We start from the raw sequence: 16,243 nt of genomic DNA on the forward strand, positions 1-16,243 counted from the left end.
TATGTGCGTTGCACTTCCGGGTAAGATTGTTGAGCTTAATGGCAATCTTGCAACTGTTGATTTTAATGGGAATAAGGTTGTTGCTGATTCAGGGCTTGTAAATGTTGCAATTGGTGACAACGTTCTTGTTCACGCAGGCTGTATAATCCAGAAAATGGATGATAAGCTTGCAAATGAGATGAACGAACTTTTTAACGAAATTGAAGGTCTGAGCATCTGATATGGGAATGGAATTAAAAGATATTGTTAAGGCATTAAGAGAATACGATGGCGAAGAAGTGCGTATCATGGAAGTATGCGGTACTCATACAGCAGCTATTTCTGAAAATGGTATTCCTTCTATGTTATCTGACAAAATTAAACTTATTTCAGGCCCGGGATGCCCTGTTTGTGTAACAGTAACAGCAGTAATAGATAAGCTCATTGAACTATCTATGAGGGATGACACAATTGTTCTGACTTTTGGAGATCTTATTAGAGTCAGAGGCTCTGAGAAGTCACTTGCAGATGCCAAGGGAGACGGAGCTCATGTCAGAATGGTTTACTCTCCAATGGAAACAGTCAAAATGGCTGAAGAAGATCCTTCTCATACCTATGTTTTTGCTGCTATTGGTTTTGAGACAACAACTCCTGTATATGCAATGGTACTTGAGAAGGCTATTGAGAAAGGACTCCATAATTTAAAACTTCTCACTTCCCTTAAAACTATGCCACAGGTGATCAGGTGGGTTGTTAATAACGGCGGAGGAATAGACGGATTCATTGCTCCTGGACATGTGGCTACCATTACCGGAAGTAATGAATATAAAGAACTATCAGAAGAATTGGGAATTCCATTTGTTGTTTCAGGTTTTGAAGGCCCACAGCTTCTTGCGACAATTTATGCTCTTGTTTCTATGAAGGGAAAAACCGGAATCAGAAATATGTACAAGGGTGCTGTCACTGAAAATGGCAATGAGAAGGCAAAAGAAGTAGTTAACAAATATTTTACTACGTCAGATGCTTCCTGGAGAGGAATGGGTAAAATACCCGGCTCTGGAATGGTCCTTAAGGATGAGTACAGAGAATATGACGCAGGAAGTCTTGATCTTGATGAAGATCATATGCCTCCCGGATGTTGTTGCGCAAGCGTACTTGTTGGCAAGATAAAACCCAGTCAGTGTCCTTTATTTGGAAAGAGCTGCACACCTGACAATGCTCATGGTGCGTGCATGGTTTCAACAGAAGGAAGCTGTTACAACTTTTTTGTATCAGGAAGAAAATAAATAGATAAATTCGGAGTTATAAATGAAGATTACTATGGCCCATGGAAGTGGCGGTGAATCAACATCACAGCTTATAAGAGATGTTTTTGCCAAGCACTTTCATAATGAAATATTAGATAAGTTAGAGGATTCTGCAGTTGTTCCCGGAGCAGGAAAACTTGCAGTTACAACTGACAGTTTTGTTGTTACACCTATTCTTTTCCCAGGTGGTGATATCGGAAGGCTCTGTGTATGCGGAACAGTTAATGACCTTCTCATGAGCGGCGCCAAGCCAATGTATCTGACTTGTGGATGCATTCTTGAAGAAGGTCTTGATATTGAAGTTCTTGATAAGGTTATTGCTTCTATGGCTGAGACAGCGAATGAAGCAGGTATTAAGATAATTACAGGTGATACCAAAGTAGTTGAAAATAAAGGCGGTGAGAGCGGTCTTATCATTAACACATCAGGTGTAGGATTTATTGATGAGAACCTTGATGTTCCGGGACCTTTCAAACTTCAGGATGAAGATAGGATTATTATATCCGGTTTTCTTGGAGATCATCACGCTGCAATACTCGGAACCCGAATGGGAATTGAGTCAAATATTGTATCTGATGCTGCTCCACTTTGTGAAATGGTCGGCAAGCTTCTTGATAATGGCATCAGAGTTCATGCTATGAGAGATGTTACCCGAGGTGGCCTTGGAACTGTACTCAATGAATTTAGTTCTTCTTCTAAATGCGTTATTGAGCTTGAAGAAGAGGCACTTCCGGTTTCTCCTGCAGTTAAGGATTTCTGCGGAATACTTGGCCTTGATCCGATGTATATGGGTAATGAGGGAAAGATGGTCTTATCTGTTCACAGGGATGATGCAGAGAAAGCAGTTTCTCTTATAAAAGAGTCAAAATATGGCGAAAACTGCTGTATAATTGGCAGGGTTGAGAAAAATGATCAAACTGCCGAAAATAATAGTGTGGTCTTAAATACCAGAATTGGCGGAAAACGTATAATTGGTCTTATGTATGGAGAAGGACTTCCAAGAATTTGTTAAATGTTGTAAAATAGGTTTTGACTTTTAAAACTGATTTTCCCGTTCTTATTGAAAGGAATTATATATTTAATGGAATTCAAGAGAATTAATAAAGATACAGTAACCTGTATTATTACAGAAGATGATATGGATGAGCAGGGAATCAAGCTCGAGGATCTCTTTGAGAAAAAGAAAGAAGCTATGGATTTTCTGCATGAAGTTATGAGGAAAGCTGAGGAGGAAGTTGATTATAAACCAACAGGTTCCTTTATGCCGATGCAGATTACAGTATTACCTGATCATTCGATTTCTCTTACTCTTTCAGAAAATGCTTCAGCTTCATTTGGAGAGATTCTTCGCAATCTCACTGATAAGGCCGGCATCAAGATTCCTAAAAATGTTCTTGAGGATTTAGGTGATTCAGTTGATGAAGAACGTATCAACAGACTTAATGATTATTTAAAGAGTCTCAAACAGCTCACCAATTCTGTAAAGAATATTATGGAAGAGACAGGCATTGCTGAGAAACAGGAACCTTCAGATAAAGTTGAGATCAACCAGAATGCTACTATAGAAGATGGTAAGAAAAAAGCAGCTCTTTTATCTAACGGAGCCACTATATCCAAGGAAGCTCTGACTCCTGAAGAAAAAGCCAAGAGAGATGCTGGCAGACTCAAATTCCATGAGTATGTATTTACATTTGACGATATACGCACGGTGATTTCATTCTGTGCTAAAGCTCCTAAGAGCCTTAGTGTTCAGAGCGCTCTTTACAAGAATCCTGAGGATGGTAAGTATTATCTTGATCTTTTGCGTGGTGACGAAGATGCCAAGGCATTTGCGGCTCTTTTCACGATGGCTTATGAATTCGGACATTTTCAGGCTACCAATCAGCACGTGATTGCTCATTACAAGGAGAACTTCGATTGCCTTATCAAAGAAAATGCGCTTGCTGAGCTTGCCAAGGTTATTTAAACGAAAATAAACATAAATACGGAGCGGTTTAGATTCATGCTGAGCCGCTTCTTTTTTATATAAGGATACAAAATGAGGTTAAATCAATACATAGCTGCATGCGGAATCTGTTCAAGACGTGAAGCTGATAAGCTGGTGGCAGCCGGAAGAGTCAAGGTTAACGGGATATCAGCCCAGGCAGGAATTCAGGTTGAGGATTCAGATGAAGTATTTGTAGATAATAAAAAGATTAGTCTGGTAAAAGAAAATGTTGTTCTTGCTTACTACAAGCCTGTTGGCGTTGTATGTACTGAGAAAGACACCCATGCTGAGAGGACTGTTACCAGTGAAGTTAAATATCCTACAAGAGTTACTTATGCAGGTAGACTTGATAAGGATTCTGAGGGGCTTCTGATCCTCTCAAATGACGGAAATCTTATAAATGCAATGATGAAATCTTCCAATAAACATGAAAAAGAATATGAGGTTTCAGTAGATAGGGAAATTAGTGGGGATTTCCTTAATAGAATGTCTAATGGAGTGTATCTGGAAGAACTTGACAGGACCACCAGAGGCTGTAAAGTCACACGAACAGGCAAAAAGAGTTTTAGAATAATCCTTACGCAGGGACTCAACAGGCAGATCAGACGAATGTGTAATGCTCTTGGCTATAATGTAGAAAGCCTAAAGAGAATCAGAGTCATGACAGTAAAACTATCTGACTATGATATTATGCCTGGGCAATATGTGGAACTCGATAAAAAAAGTATCGAGTCTTTATATAAGGCCTGCGGACTTAGAAAATAATTATTATGAAAAACCTGAGCTAGTTTTGCTCATATAATATACTTAAAAGGTTGGGGAAAATGTCACAAATTACAGAAGAAATCAGAAATAATTATGATGCACTTGTTTCAGAGATCAAGCATCATATGGATTTATATTACAATCAGGATGAGCCGGAAATATCTGACTATGAATATGATCAGCTTATGATCAGGCTAAAGAAAATGGAGTCTGAATATCCGGAACTTGTATCAAATGATTCTCCAAGCCAGATTGTCGGCGGAGTTGCCAAAAGAGAAGCTGGCGTCAAGATTACTCATAATGTTCCAATGCTATCAATTGAAGATGTATTTACCACTGAGGCAGTAAGTGAATGGGTCACAAAAGTGCACGCCCTTCATCCTGGTGCTTTATTTTCTGCGGAAATTAAGATTGATGGCCTTAGTATGTCACTAAGATACAGGAAGAGTCCGGAAGATGATAAGCTACATTTAGAGCTTGCTGAGACAAGAGGTGATGGACTTATAGGTGAAGATGTAACTGCCAACGCTCTTATGATTCCGGATGTAAAAAGAGTAATAGACCTTCCTTATGATTATCTTGAACTTCGAGGAGAAGTATATATGTCTCACGAGAATTTCGAGAAATTTAATGAGGAACAGGAAAAATCAGGTAAAAAAATAGCTGCGAACCCAAGAAACCTTGCAGCAGGTACCTTAAGACAGCTCGATCCTACTATCACAAGAGACAGAGGGCTTAGGATGTTTGTTTTTAACATTCAGGATGGCCCACAGGAACTAATGGAGTCTCATTGTAAGGGGCTTGAGATACTAGCCAATGCCGGTGTTCCAGTTGTATTCCATAAACAATGCAGTGATACTCAGGAAGTAATTGCTGCAATCACCGAATTTGGCAATATGAGAGAAAACCTGGAATATGACCTTGATGGAGCTGTTATTAAGGTTGACCACACAGCCTGGAGAGATGACTTTCCTGCCGGAAGTAAGTATTCAAGTGGACATATAGCCTATAAGTATCCTCCAGAAGAACGCGTAGTAGTCATGGACGAAATTATAGTAGATGTTGGAAGAACCGGTAAGCTAACCTTTACAGGAAGCTTCCATGACAGAGAGACAGGTAAACCTGCAAGACTATGTGGTACCAGCGTTTCAAGAGCTACTCTTCACAATCAGGATTATATTAATGAGATGCAGATTGGAATTGGCGGCGAATATAAGCTCTTTAAGAGTGGAGAGATCATTCCAAAGCTTAATGGATGTGTTAAGGCGCCTGAAATTGTTTATAAAGCTCCTGAGCATTGTCCTGTTTGCGGCTCACTACTTGTCAGAGAAGAAGATACAGCAGATATCAGATGCATAAATCCTACATGTCCTGCACAGGTTACAAGAACTATAGCATATTTCACAAGCCGCGATGCCATGAATATCATGGGACTTGGAGATACACTTGTAGATGCACTTGTATCAGAAGGTTATCTCAAAACCTACGCAGATATTTATACACTTGGTAGGCATAGAGATGAACTTATTGAAAAAGGAATAATCGGTAAGGTAAAAAATACTGATAAGCTCCTTGGAGAGATAGAAAAGTCTAAAGAGAATGATCCTGTAAGACTCCTGACAGGACTTGCTATCAGAAATGTAGGAAAGTCTACAGCCAGAGAGATAATGAAGCATTTTGATGATCTTATGGAACTTACCAAAGTTACCAGAGAAGGCTTTTTGCAGATACCTGATATTGGTGAAACAACCGCAAATGACCTGTATGAATTCTTCCACGATGAGCATAATTTGCAAATTCTGGAGCAGATGAATTCTCTTGGCCTTAACATGAAAGTTGTTGAATCAAATGACTCCTCAGATAAGCTTTCAGGCATGACTATTGTCGTTACAGGAACACTACCAACTCTTGGAAGGAAAGAAGCAGAGGAACTTATCGTCAAAAATGGTGGTAAAGCTTCAGGAAGCGTATCCAAGAAAACAAGCCTTGTCCTTGCCGGAGAAGCGGCCGGCAGTAAGCTTACTAAAGCAAATGATCTTGGTATAAAGGTAATTAACGAAGCAGAATTTCTTGAAATGATCAAGTAACCTACAAATTATAAGACAGAGGTAAACATATATGCCAATTAAGATTCAGAATGACCTTCCTGCAAGGGAAATACTGGAGCAGGAAAATATTTTTGCAGTTGATGAGAACAGAGCGCTGCATCAGGATATCAGATCCCTGCAGATTTGCATATTGAATCTAATGCCACTTAAAGAGGACACAGAATTACAACTCCTCAGGTCAATGTCAAATACACCTCTTCAGATTGATGTATCGTTCATGCAGATGAGTTCACATCATTCCAGCAATACATCACCTAATCATCTTAACAGGTTTTACAGCACCTTTGATGAGCTTAAAGATAACACCTATGATGGACTCATTATTACAGGAGCTCCTGTTGAACAGATGGATTTTGAAGAAGTTGATTACTGGGATGAGCTGTGCAAGGTATTTGAGTGGTCCAAAACAAATGTAACTTCTACCTTCCATATATGCTGGGGTGCCCAGGCCGGAATATACTATCACTATGGAATAGATAAAAAGCCTCTCGATGAGAAACTGTTTGGCGTGTTCAAGCATAGGGTAATGAACAGAAAAGTTCCGCTTGTTCGTGGCTTTGACGATGCTTTTTATATGCCTCATTCCAGACATACAGAAACACCGGCTTCAGAAATAGAAAAATGCGAAGATCTGGTGGTACTTGCTAAGTCTCCCAGAGCCGGAATCTTTTTGTGCATGAATAAAACCGGTAGTCAGATCTTTGTAATGGGCCATGCTGAATATGACAGGCTCACGCTGGATTCTGAGTATAGAAGAGATTTGTCTAAGGGGCTTAAGATTCATGTTCCGGATAATTATTATCCTGATGATAACCCAGATAACAGACCAGACCTCTTGTGGCGGTCTCATGCCAACAATCTTTATACAAACTGGCTCAACTACTACGTATATCAGAATACACCTTATAAATGGGGCCAGATCCTTGATGATGAGAAGATAAAAATGGCATCTGATGTACTTACCAAAAAAGTATGAAAGAAGGCATAGAAATGGATATAAAGCTTAGGAATATATATACTGCTTTTCCTGAAGGTAAGCATAAAGTATTGACTCTTAGCTACGACGATGGCAAGATTCCTGACAGAAGGCTGGTTGCTCTTTTTAATGAGTACGGTTTAAAGGGAACTTTTAACGTAAATTCCGGTCTTTTTGATATACCTTATAGTGAAGCTTACAATGAGAGAATTCCCGTTACTGAATATAAGAGCCTATATGAAGGCCACGAAGTTGCCTGCCATACCTATACTCACCCGACTATTGCCAGATGCCCCAAAGAGCAGATAGCGCTTCAGGTTCTGGAAGATAGAAGAGTACTGGAAAAAGAACTTCATAGAACTGTAAGAGGCATGGCATATCCCAATGGTTCCTATGATGATACAGTAGCTGAAATATTCAGAAGCTGCGGAATTGTGCACGCCAGGACAGTTAATTCAACGCATTCTTTTGCACTTCCGGAGGATTACCTTAAATGGCATCCTACATGTCATCATGCAGATAAGTCTCTTTTTGATCTGGCCAAAGAGTTTACTGATCTTCATAAAACTCAATACATGTACATGTTCTATGTTTGGGGACATAGTTATGAGTTTGAGAGAGATAATAACTGGGATATTATAGAGAAATTTGCAAGAGAAATGTATGGACACGATGATATCTGGTATGCAACCAATATTGATATTGTAGATTATTTGGATGCATCATCAAGGATTCAGGTATCAGTCGACGGAACATTTGCATACAATCCAAGTGCAATAAGTGTTTGGATAGAAGTTGATAAAAAGCCCGTTATACTATTACCGGGTAAGTATACAGAAATTTAATAAATATTTAAGGGGGTATTGGCTGTTTCTGCGTGTTCTAAAGGCTTTAGTCAACTTGTATTTTAACAAGAAATACGATAAAATATTATTGTTAAGTCGATAATTTCTTTATGTTTTTTGACAAGGAGACTATAACTATGGGCCTTAGCATGGATAACGAAGAAGTTGAAGTTAAGAACACAGAAAAAAAGAAAACGCCAACTAAAAAGACTAAGGAAATGCTCGAAGAAAATGCTAATAAGATTGAAGAGCTTAAACAGGAGCAGGTAGATCTTGCTGCTGCGCTAAGTGAACTTGATAAAGAGGAAAAAGATCTTGGTGAGAAATCTGCGCTTAAATTAAAGGTTACTCACAAAAAATATGGAGAAGGACAGGTAGTGACTCAGGATGGCAAGTATATCGAAGTTAAGTTTGCCGATGTGGTCAAGAAATTTGTTCTTCCCGGTTGTATTGCAGATAAATTCCTGGAAGTTGATGATGAGGCTGTTTACAATTACTATGTTAAGAGCAACGAGATTCATAAGAAACGTATGAATACTGAGCTCAGGATTAAATCAGCTACTTTTGCAATCCAGAGACACGAAGATGCAATTGAAAAATTAAATGCCAAATACAAATGATTATTTAATCTGCTTTGCAGGATACTTATGATTTTGAGATAATAATTGTTTGATATTTTATGCCCTGATAATTATGCGTTAAGTTCTTTAGCGTTATATGTTCAGGGCATTTTAATTGCTTAAATCACCATGCCAAACAAATATCTAAAAACTTTAAATACTTTTGCCCTGATTAGTTTTCTATTCGTATATATAGACGTGAAATGCTTAGAGCATAAAATAACTAATAATCATTTTTATGGAGGGTGCTATGGACATTCAGTATTTACTTTGGCTTCAGGAACTGAGAGGTGCAACAGGGGGATTGTTTGATGAGTTTTTCAATGCTTTATCTAAGTTTGCAGTAAACTTCTTACCATTTTTACCATTTATTATTTTCTGGGGAGTTGATAAGAAGTGGGGCTATATCTTCATGACAAACCATTTCTTTGGAGAGCTTTTAAACGGCGTAATTAAGCTTACAGTTTGTGCTTATCGCCCATGGATAAGGTCAGATCTTATAGAGCCTGCAGGTGATTCCAAAACGGCTGCAACAGGATATTCTTTCCCAAGTGGTCATACCAGAACAGCAACTACAGTATATGGAACGATTTTTGTCTGGCAAAAAGATAAACGTAAGTGGCTCGCAGTTTTGTGCGCAGTTCTAATCGTACTTACAGGATTTTCCAGAAACTTCCTTGGAGTACATACTCCTCAGGACGTTGTTGTAGCTTTTCTTGAATCAATTCTTGTAATATTCGTTGTGGGTATCGTTTCTAAAAAAATAGATGGAAATGAGAAGGTTTATGATATCCTGACTGCTATTGGAGTCATAGTAGTTATTGCTTCATTAGCATACATTCAGCTTAAGTCATATCCTATGGATTATGACGCAGCAGGAAAACTCCTTGTTGATCCTCAGAAGATGATGAATGACTGCTTTAAGGCTGCAGGCGCTTTCCTTGGATTCTTAATTGGTAGTTATGTAGACAGGCACTATATTCATTACGAAATCCCATTTGGATCCAGATATCTGCCATTGCTTGTATGCGTTGGTGCTGGTCTCTGCCTTGCCTGGAAAGAACTGTTTGCTCCTGCAACAATCGTTGCTGCATTTGGCGGTCATTGGGGAAATTTCATTGCAAGACTGATCATGGTACTATTTGCTATGATAATTTGGCCTCTAGTTATTAGAAAAGAGTGTGCGGAGTAAGAGTAAGTAGCATCATATACAAATGCAATTGATGTATAAAATTAAATATTTAAGAAAAAAGACCATTAGCATTTACTATATGCCATATAATGAGATATTCAGGCATCAGGTGCTAATGGTCCATTTTATGATATATGAATTACTTTATAGAAATATATGCATCAAGCAGCTTCTTTATCCTTATTTCCGGCATTTTTGAAAAGTGCTCTTACGCAAAATCCAAATACATTTCTTACAAGAGGTCCTGCGATGAATATCTGCCAGCAGAGCGCCATTGGGAAATTAAGTGCTGTTGTCTGAAACCAAACAGCTACAAACTCAGAGCCTGCAGACTTAAATAAAATAGTAGCAGCAAGGCTCATAAGTGGGCACATAAGGCATACAGACATTGCAGAAATTGCAAGTATCATCATGATCATAGGGTCCTTACCCGGAGTAACAAATCTAAACGCAAGTTTCTGGGCAAGCTTTCCTACAAATAAAAGCTCAAGTACAACTGCTATTGGCCACATGATCAGCATCTCTTTAAATGCGGCAAGAAATACAAAGTTCTGAAGTCCGCCTACATTAAGAGAAATATTGTAGCAGATCATTGCATACACCATGACAAATGCCATTAAAATAGTGAAAAATACATCCTGAATCTTATTCTGTGGTAACATACCTGGGGTTCTCCTTTCTTAAACCAGGGGAAGACCGGAGGCGTGTTGTTCGTTAGTCACCAAATGGTGTTCGTTTCCAATAAAAACCAGCTCTATATCTTCGTTATTTTTTGCATCGAGTTCTGATTGTATCACATAATTTTGGTTTATGTAATAGTAAATTTTATTTCTTGATTTCTTTTCCTAAAAGCCTGTTAAATAAGGCAAATGCTATAATTGTAGTAAATAAGTCAGCTACAAACTGCGCAGCGATTACGCCTGTAAGCCCCAGGATATGACTCATTACAAATATAACAGGCAAAAAGACTATTCCCTGTCTGCAGGCTGATAGAATAAATGCGCCTATAGCTTTGCCCGTTGACTGGAATGTGCAAATTATTATAAGACATATTCCCATAAGAGGAGCACCCAAGAGCTGCAGTCTTAACATATATGCACCGGTCTGTATCATCTCGGGATCATCCAGAAATCTTCCTATTATAGGTTTAGCTGCAATTGATAGGATAACCAGAAATGCAAATCCTGTGCCTCCTGTAAGCGCCATACCAAATCTGATGATCTTCTTTAGTCTATCTTTTAATTTAGCACCATAATTGTATCCGATAAGAGGCTGGCCTCCAAAGGAAAGGCCTACAATAACTAAAAGCGCGATATTAACAATCTTAAGAACAATTCCCATTATTGCAACATTATCCGAGCCATATGGCAAAAGAAATCTGTTGGTAAGAGTGATTCCGATTGTCTGCATCAGGTTGGTAATACTTGAAGGAAGGCCGATTGAAAAAATATCAGTAAATGAATCAGCATCAAGTGTTAAAAGTCTTATATCCAGACTTAGGACTTTGCTCTTTTTGATAATGCATATAACAAAAAAGAGACATGTTACAATATAGCCGATTACAGTTGCAATTGCTGCTCCGGCAGCACCAAGCCCAAGCGTAAAGATGAAGATCGGGTCAAGGATAATATTAACAATAGTTCCGATAATAGAGCCTATCATTGAACTAAGTGACATTCCCTCTGCTCGTAGGAGATTAGATGGTACAAGTGCGAATATTACAAATGTTGATCCAAGTATGAGCCAGGAATAATATTGATTGGCAAACTGATATGTTACCTGATCTGCACCGAGAATTGACAGAACTGTATCCTTAAATATCAGCATCAATACCGTAAAAATAATGCCTGTTATTACAGACAGGTAAAAGCAAAATGTACTTTTTCTCCTGGCATTTTCAATATCACCGGTGCCCAGAAGCCTAGATATTACAGAGCTTCCTCCTATGCCAAATATATCGCCTATTGCCAAAAGAAGGGTGAATAGCGGCGCGCAAAGAGAAATACCCGCTATCAGATTAGTGTCATTAGTTAAGGCTATAAAGTAAGTGTCAACCAGGTTGTAGATGAGCGTTACAATCATTCCCATTACTACAGGAAGAGCCATCTTAAGATAAGCTTTTGGAATTGGGGCTTTTTCAAATAATTCGTTTTCCATTTAAAGTCCTTTCTTGATGCTAAGCTAACACAAAATACTTTTTCTCATGTTAGCCTATATTCATTGTATTATTAGATCAATAAATAAAAAAGGATATCCATATTCCTCAAGGATTATGGATATCCGTACCGTGGCAGATATAATCCGCCCTACTCACTATATTTATAACTTTGATATATTAGCATTTATGTTCTGGAGTGTCAAATCTTAATAAGTAGTTGGCCTGAATAATGGTCTGTAGCGTCAAATCTTAATAAGTAGTTGGCTTCGATAAAGTTCTGGAATGTTTCTTTAATAAGTAACAAGCCTGGATAAAATTCTAAAATGTCTCTTTTTAATAAGTAACAGGTTTAGATAACGGTCTGGAGTAAGTAATAGGTCTAGATAACGGTCTGGATAAATATGTAAGATTGTTGTAATACCAAATGCTTGGATAAGTATATCTTGTTATTATGGTGAGCTTTAAAATAATACTAACTCTTATAAATGTAGCCCTTTATTATTATAAAATATTTCAAATTTTTCTATATGAGCTAATTTTAGAGCAAAAATATAATACCATTGGCAGATAAATAATTGATTTATTATTATTATTTTCCTATTTTTAAATTTCGTTGTAATAACAAATTGGGGTATATATATTACGTGGTATTATTTGGAGATTTTTATGGCTATAAACACTACATGATTATAGAAAAAACTATATAAATATTACGAAGAACTATTTATTAGCTTTTAATAATATTATTTCAAGTTTATATAAACTTTAACGCAGTTTAATTGCAATTTTTGTCGGAGGGGTGGTAAACTACCCATGTAACGTAGTAAATATGCGACTTCAAGAGATTTATTAAGCCGCGTTTTTTTATGAAAGAGGGGTACTTAATGAAGATTAGTAAATTTATAGCTGTAGCTTTAAGCGCAATTGTTTTTGTGCAGGCGCCTGTAGTAGCGTTTGCAGATGAATACACTGATACAGCAAACCTCTATAAGTTAGGTGAAGGTGACTATCTGTTTGCAGGACATGCCGGTTTTTATTTAACAGACGACACAAATGCTAAGAATGATGATAATCCTTATCCTGGAACAGGAGAAGGTACATTAATATCAGGAGATATAACCGGACCGAATGGAATTGATTATGGAGCAGGACATGCCTTTGATTGTCAATGGGATCCAGGAACATACAAAGAAGCCACTGGCTTAGCTGATCCTATTAGTGGAGCTCTTGGAGAAAACGACTGTGTAAATCTTAAGTATAATGGCACAAATTATACATTAACTTTAACTGCAAAAGGCTCAGGGGCTACGCCGGGTTCAGAGATTACGCCAACACCTACACCTACACCTACACCTACACCTACACCAACACCTGATCCATACCCATCCTCTGATCCAGATCCTGCACCTGCAACAGATGAAAATCAACCTCAGGAAACACCTACACTAGATCCCGAGCAGCAAGAATCCTCACCAGCTCCAGAGCCTGTATATCAGCCAATAGAGCAGCCTCAGGAACCAGAAGCTCCGGCACCTGTAGCAATTAACGTTGTTACTACAGCAGTAGGAAATGCACTTCCTACTACAGAACTTGGAAATGCAACAGCTCCAACCAAGACAGTTTCTCTTGATCTTTTCACTATCACACCTGCCCAGCTAGTATCTGTGGTAACTGATACAGTAGTAAATGCACCAACGGGTGGCGAAGTAGTTATTGAGACCAATACAGAAGCTTGTCTTGATAAGAATATGGTAAATGCCTTTACACAGAGACCTGACGTAGCAATTAACATAGTATTTAAGAATAAGCTTGGACAGAAGCTCAGAGTTACTATTCCGGCTGGTTATCCTGTAACAACACTTCTTGATGCTAATGGTTATTGCGGATATATGCATCTTGTAGATATATTCGGAGCTACGATATTATCAGAATAAGTTATTATTCTTATTAAGAAACAATTATATGATGAAATATAAGTAATAGTAATCAATAAAAAATCGTCACCTTCATGATCCCTTGCAGATATAATCTGCAGGGGATTATTTAATGCAAAAAAATAAATCTATAGTGCAAACTCATTGATTAAGCTATAAGAATTTGAAATAATTTCATTTCATCCAGTTATTCATGTTATTATTCTGAAGTAGGTAAAAGTAGCAATATAATTCCAATAAATAAAGTCAACTATTAATTATGGCAAATGACATAGTTAATAGACTTATATCTCAATGAAATGGAGTAATAGATAAATGGATCATTTTTACTTTGTAAGACATGGTGAAACCGTGTGGAATGTAGAAAACAAGATATGCGGAGCGACAGATATTGAGCTTACTGAAAGAGGGCATCTGCAGGCTATAGAGACAGGGCGTAAGATTCTGGATATGGGAATCCATGCAGATATTATCCTGACATCACCTCTTGTAAGAGCCAAAGAGACAGCCAGACATATTTCTGAGATAACAGGCATTCCAATGGAAGTTGAGCCTCGAGTAATAGAACAGAATTTTGGAATTTGGGAATCGACTCCCCGTGATGGAAAAGAGTTCCATGAGGCCAAAAAAGATATGGCATGCCGCTTTGGAACGGGAGAATCTATGCTTCAAATGGCTCAGAGAATCTATAATCTTCTCGATGATATCAAGGCAGGAGATAAGGAAGTTATCCTTGTAGCCCACAATGGTATCGTCAGGATTGTCGAATCGTATTTCAGGGACATGAATAATGAGGAATTCTCTTCATGCGGTATCCAGAACTGCGAAATCAAGAAATATATTTTTACAAATCCATGATAACTGAATATTGCAGTTAGTACTAATTTCTGCGAATCATAATAATTTATCATATGAATTATTTGGATAAATTAAATCAATGAAAACAGTGCAATAGAGCTTAGAAATGACTAAGAAATAGTATATATTTACGATAAATTGAGTTATAATTTAATAGGGTTACGTTATATTTTTAACACAATTTAGAAGGAGGATTTTTCTTATGTCACGTTTCACACTACCAAGGGATATCTACCACGGAAAGGGAGCGCTGGAAGCTCTTAAGACTCTCGAAGGTAAAAGAGCTATCGTATGTGTTGGTGGAAGCTCCATGAAAAAAGGAGGATTCCTTCAGAAGGTAGAAGATTACCTTAAGGAAGCCGGTATGGAAGTTGAGCTGTTTGAGGGAATTGAGCCGGATCCATCTGTTGAGACAGTTATGAAAGGTGCTGAGGCTATGCAGAAGTTCCAGCCTGACTGGATTGTTGCAATAGGCGGTGGATCACCTATCGATGCTGCCAAGGCTATGTGGATCAAATACGAGTATCCTGAGACTACTTTTGAAGATATGTGCAAGGTATTCGGACTTCCTAAGCTTCGTACAAAAGCTCATTTCTGTGCAATTCCATCTACATCCGGAACAGCTACAGAGGTTACAGCTTTTTCAATCATCACTGATTATCAGAAGGGTATCAAGTATCCTATAGCTGACTTTGAGATTACACCAGATGTTGCTATTGTTGATCCTGAACTCACACATACAATGCCAATCAAGCTTGTAGCTCATACCGGTATGGATGCCATGACCCATGCTATTGAGGCCTATGTTTCTACAGCTAATTGTGATTATACAGATGGACTTGCAATTCATGCAATTGAGATGATCCAGGCTAATCTTGTTAAATCCTATAATGGTGATATGGAATCAAGAGATGCTATGCACAACGCTCAGTGCCTTGCCGGAATGGCATTTTCAAATGCTCTTCTTGGAATTGTTCATTCTATGGCACATAAGACAGGTGCTGTTTTTGCAGATAAAGGAGCTCATATTATTCATGGTGCTGCTAATGCTATGTACCTTCCTAAGGTTATCGCATTTAATGCCAAGGATGAGACTGCTAAAAAGCGCTATGGCGTAATTGCAGATTATATGCATCTTGGCGGATCAAATGATGATGAGAAGGTTAAACTCCTCATTGATTACCTGCGCAAGATGAATGATGACCTTAACATCCCTCACAGCATCAATCACTATGGTGCAGATGGACTTCCTGCAGATCAGGGCTTTGTTGCAGAGGATGTATTCCTTGAAAGACTCCATGACATCGCAGCAAATGCAATTCTTGATGCATGTACAGGATCTAACCCTCGTCAGCCTAGTCAGGAAGAAATGGAGAAGCTCCTTAAGTGCTGCTATTATGATACAGAAGTAGATTTCTAATTGCTTTTTTGTCATTAACTATATTTAATATAAGCGCCCTTGTAGTATTTTCTACAGGGGCGTTTTGTTTTGTTCAATAGGACTTTGAAAATGT

General features: G+C 38.2%; 15 protein-coding genes. 13 read left to right on the top strand and 2 right to left on the bottom strand.

Features of this window, described 5'->3' with window-relative positions; translation table 11 throughout:
• Position 1 precedes the first annotated feature (1 nt).
• The 10 genes from BPR_RS07175 (at position 2) to BPR_RS07220 (ending at position 9,779) form a co-directional block, all read left to right on the top strand.
• Positions 2-220 carry a HypC/HybG/HupF family hydrogenase formation chaperone gene (locus tag BPR_RS07175; protein WP_013280802.1) on the top strand — a complete coding sequence of 73 codons (219 nt, stop codon included), beginning with the start codon at positions 2-4 and terminating at the stop codon, positions 218-220.
• A gap of 1 nt (position 221) precedes the next feature.
• Complete coding sequence (hypD, locus tag BPR_RS07180) at positions 222-1,265, top strand: hydrogenase formation protein HypD (protein ID WP_013280803.1); 1,044 nt, start codon at positions 222-224, stop codon at positions 1,263-1,265.
• Positions 1,266-1,287: 22 nt separating this feature from the next.
• Positions 1,288-2,298, top strand: a complete 1,011-nt coding sequence (gene hypE, locus BPR_RS07185) for a hydrogenase expression/formation protein HypE (protein ID WP_013280804.1) — start codon at positions 1,288-1,290, stop codon at positions 2,296-2,298.
• A gap of 69 nt (positions 2,299-2,367) precedes the next feature.
• Positions 2,368-3,252 carry an adaptor protein MecA gene (locus tag BPR_RS07190; RefSeq protein WP_013280805.1) on the top strand — a complete coding sequence of 295 codons (885 nt, stop codon included), beginning with the start codon at positions 2,368-2,370 and terminating at the stop codon, positions 3,250-3,252.
• Between the two features lie 72 nt (positions 3,253-3,324).
• Positions 3,325-4,038 carry a pseudouridine synthase gene (locus tag BPR_RS07195; protein ID WP_013280806.1) on the top strand — a complete coding sequence of 238 codons (714 nt, stop codon included), beginning with the start codon at positions 3,325-3,327 and terminating at the stop codon, positions 4,036-4,038.
• Positions 4,039-4,097: 59 nt separating this feature from the next.
• Positions 4,098-6,125, top strand: coding sequence for an NAD-dependent DNA ligase LigA (ligA, locus tag BPR_RS07200; RefSeq protein WP_013280807.1), 2,028 nt, complete (start codon positions 4,098-4,100; stop codon positions 6,123-6,125).
• 31 nt (positions 6,126-6,156) lie between these two features.
• Positions 6,157-7,122 carry a homoserine O-acetyltransferase MetA gene (metA, locus tag BPR_RS07205; protein WP_013280808.1) on the top strand — a complete coding sequence of 322 codons (966 nt, stop codon included), beginning with the start codon at positions 6,157-6,159 and terminating at the stop codon, positions 7,120-7,122.
• Positions 7,119-7,967, top strand: a complete 849-nt coding sequence (locus BPR_RS07210; protein WP_242662211.1) for a polysaccharide deacetylase family protein — start codon at positions 7,119-7,121, stop codon at positions 7,965-7,967. The genes metA and BPR_RS07210 overlap by 4 nt, the downstream gene beginning before the upstream one ends.
• Positions 7,968-8,077: 110 nt before the next feature.
• Positions 8,078-8,587 carry a hypothetical protein gene (locus BPR_RS07215; protein WP_013280810.1) on the top strand — a complete coding sequence of 170 codons (510 nt, stop codon included), beginning with the start codon at positions 8,078-8,080 and terminating at the stop codon, positions 8,585-8,587.
• Positions 8,588-8,837: 250 nt separating this feature from the next.
• A complete protein-coding gene (locus tag BPR_RS07220; protein ID WP_013280811.1) occupies positions 8,838-9,779 on the top strand; it encodes a phosphatase PAP2 family protein in 942 nt (313 codons plus the stop codon).
• A 161-nt stretch (positions 9,780-9,940) separates the two neighbouring features.
• Here the strand turns inward: BPR_RS07220 and BPR_RS07225 are convergent, their stop codons facing one another.
• Together BPR_RS07225 and BPR_RS07230 are read right to left on the bottom strand one after the other, a co-directional pair.
• Positions 9,941-10,441 (bottom strand): DUF2798 domain-containing protein, encoded by a 501-nt coding sequence (locus BPR_RS07225; RefSeq protein ID WP_013280812.1) that lies wholly within the window; start codon positions 10,439-10,441, stop codon positions 9,941-9,943.
• 163 nt (positions 10,442-10,604) lie between these two features.
• On the bottom strand, positions 10,605-11,936 hold the full coding sequence (locus tag BPR_RS07230; protein ID WP_013280813.1) for an MATE family efflux transporter: 1,332 nt from the start codon (positions 11,934-11,936) through the stop codon (positions 10,605-10,607).
• Positions 11,937-12,821: 885 nt separating this feature from the next.
• Between BPR_RS07230 and BPR_RS21080 the strand changes: the two genes are divergently transcribed.
• The 3 genes from BPR_RS21080 (at position 12,822) to BPR_RS07245 (ending at position 16,149) form a co-directional block, all read left to right on the top strand.
• Complete coding sequence (locus BPR_RS21080) at positions 12,822-13,871, top strand: hypothetical protein (RefSeq protein WP_042256736.1); 1,050 nt, start codon at positions 12,822-12,824, stop codon at positions 13,869-13,871.
• Between the two features lie 315 nt (positions 13,872-14,186).
• Positions 14,187-14,729, top strand: a complete 543-nt coding sequence (locus BPR_RS07240) for a histidine phosphatase family protein (RefSeq protein ID WP_013280815.1) — start codon at positions 14,187-14,189, stop codon at positions 14,727-14,729.
• A 202-nt stretch (positions 14,730-14,931) separates the two neighbouring features.
• Positions 14,932-16,149 carry an iron-containing alcohol dehydrogenase gene (locus BPR_RS07245; RefSeq protein WP_013280816.1) on the top strand — a complete coding sequence of 406 codons (1,218 nt, stop codon included), beginning with the start codon at positions 14,932-14,934 and terminating at the stop codon, positions 16,147-16,149.
• Positions 16,150-16,243: the final 94 nt, after the last annotated feature.

The organism is Butyrivibrio proteoclasticus B316, assembly GCF_000145035.1.
Classification (GTDB): domain Bacteria; phylum Bacillota; class Clostridia; order Lachnospirales; family Lachnospiraceae; genus Butyrivibrio; species Butyrivibrio proteoclasticus.

Coding starts and splice junctions, on each gene's coding strand:
- BPR_RS07220 (WP_013280811.1), top strand. CDS start 8,838: ATGGACATTCAGTATTTACTTTGGCTTCAGGAACTGAGAGGTGCAACA.
- BPR_RS07215 (WP_013280810.1), top strand. CDS start 8,078: ATGTTTTTTGACAAGGAGACTATAACTATGGGCCTTAGCATGGATAAC.
- BPR_RS07190 (WP_013280805.1), top strand. CDS start 2,368: ATGGAATTCAAGAGAATTAATAAAGATACAGTAACCTGTATTATTACA.
- BPR_RS21080 (WP_042256736.1), top strand. CDS start 12,822: ATGAAGATTAGTAAATTTATAGCTGTAGCTTTAAGCGCAATTGTTTTT.
- BPR_RS07175 (WP_013280802.1), top strand. CDS start 2: ATGTGCGTTGCACTTCCGGGTAAGATTGTTGAGCTTAATGGCAATCTT.
- BPR_RS07195 (WP_013280806.1), top strand. CDS start 3,325: ATGAGGTTAAATCAATACATAGCTGCATGCGGAATCTGTTCAAGACGT.
- metA (WP_013280808.1), top strand. CDS start 6,157: ATGCCAATTAAGATTCAGAATGACCTTCCTGCAAGGGAAATACTGGAG.
- hypE (WP_013280804.1), top strand. CDS start 1,288: ATGAAGATTACTATGGCCCATGGAAGTGGCGGTGAATCAACATCACAG.
- BPR_RS07225 (WP_013280812.1), bottom strand. CDS start 10,441: ATGTTACCACAGAATAAGATTCAGGATGTATTTTTCACTATTTTAATG.
- BPR_RS07245 (WP_013280816.1), top strand. CDS start 14,932: ATGTCACGTTTCACACTACCAAGGGATATCTACCACGGAAAGGGAGCG.
- hypD (WP_013280803.1), top strand. CDS start 222: ATGGGAATGGAATTAAAAGATATTGTTAAGGCATTAAGAGAATACGAT.
- BPR_RS07210 (WP_242662211.1), top strand. CDS start 7,119: ATGAAAGAAGGCATAGAAATGGATATAAAGCTTAGGAATATATATACT.
- ligA (WP_013280807.1), top strand. CDS start 4,098: ATGTCACAAATTACAGAAGAAATCAGAAATAATTATGATGCACTTGTT.
- BPR_RS07230 (WP_013280813.1), bottom strand. CDS start 11,936: ATGGAAAACGAATTATTTGAAAAAGCCCCAATTCCAAAAGCTTATCTT.
- BPR_RS07240 (WP_013280815.1), top strand. CDS start 14,187: ATGGATCATTTTTACTTTGTAAGACATGGTGAAACCGTGTGGAATGTA.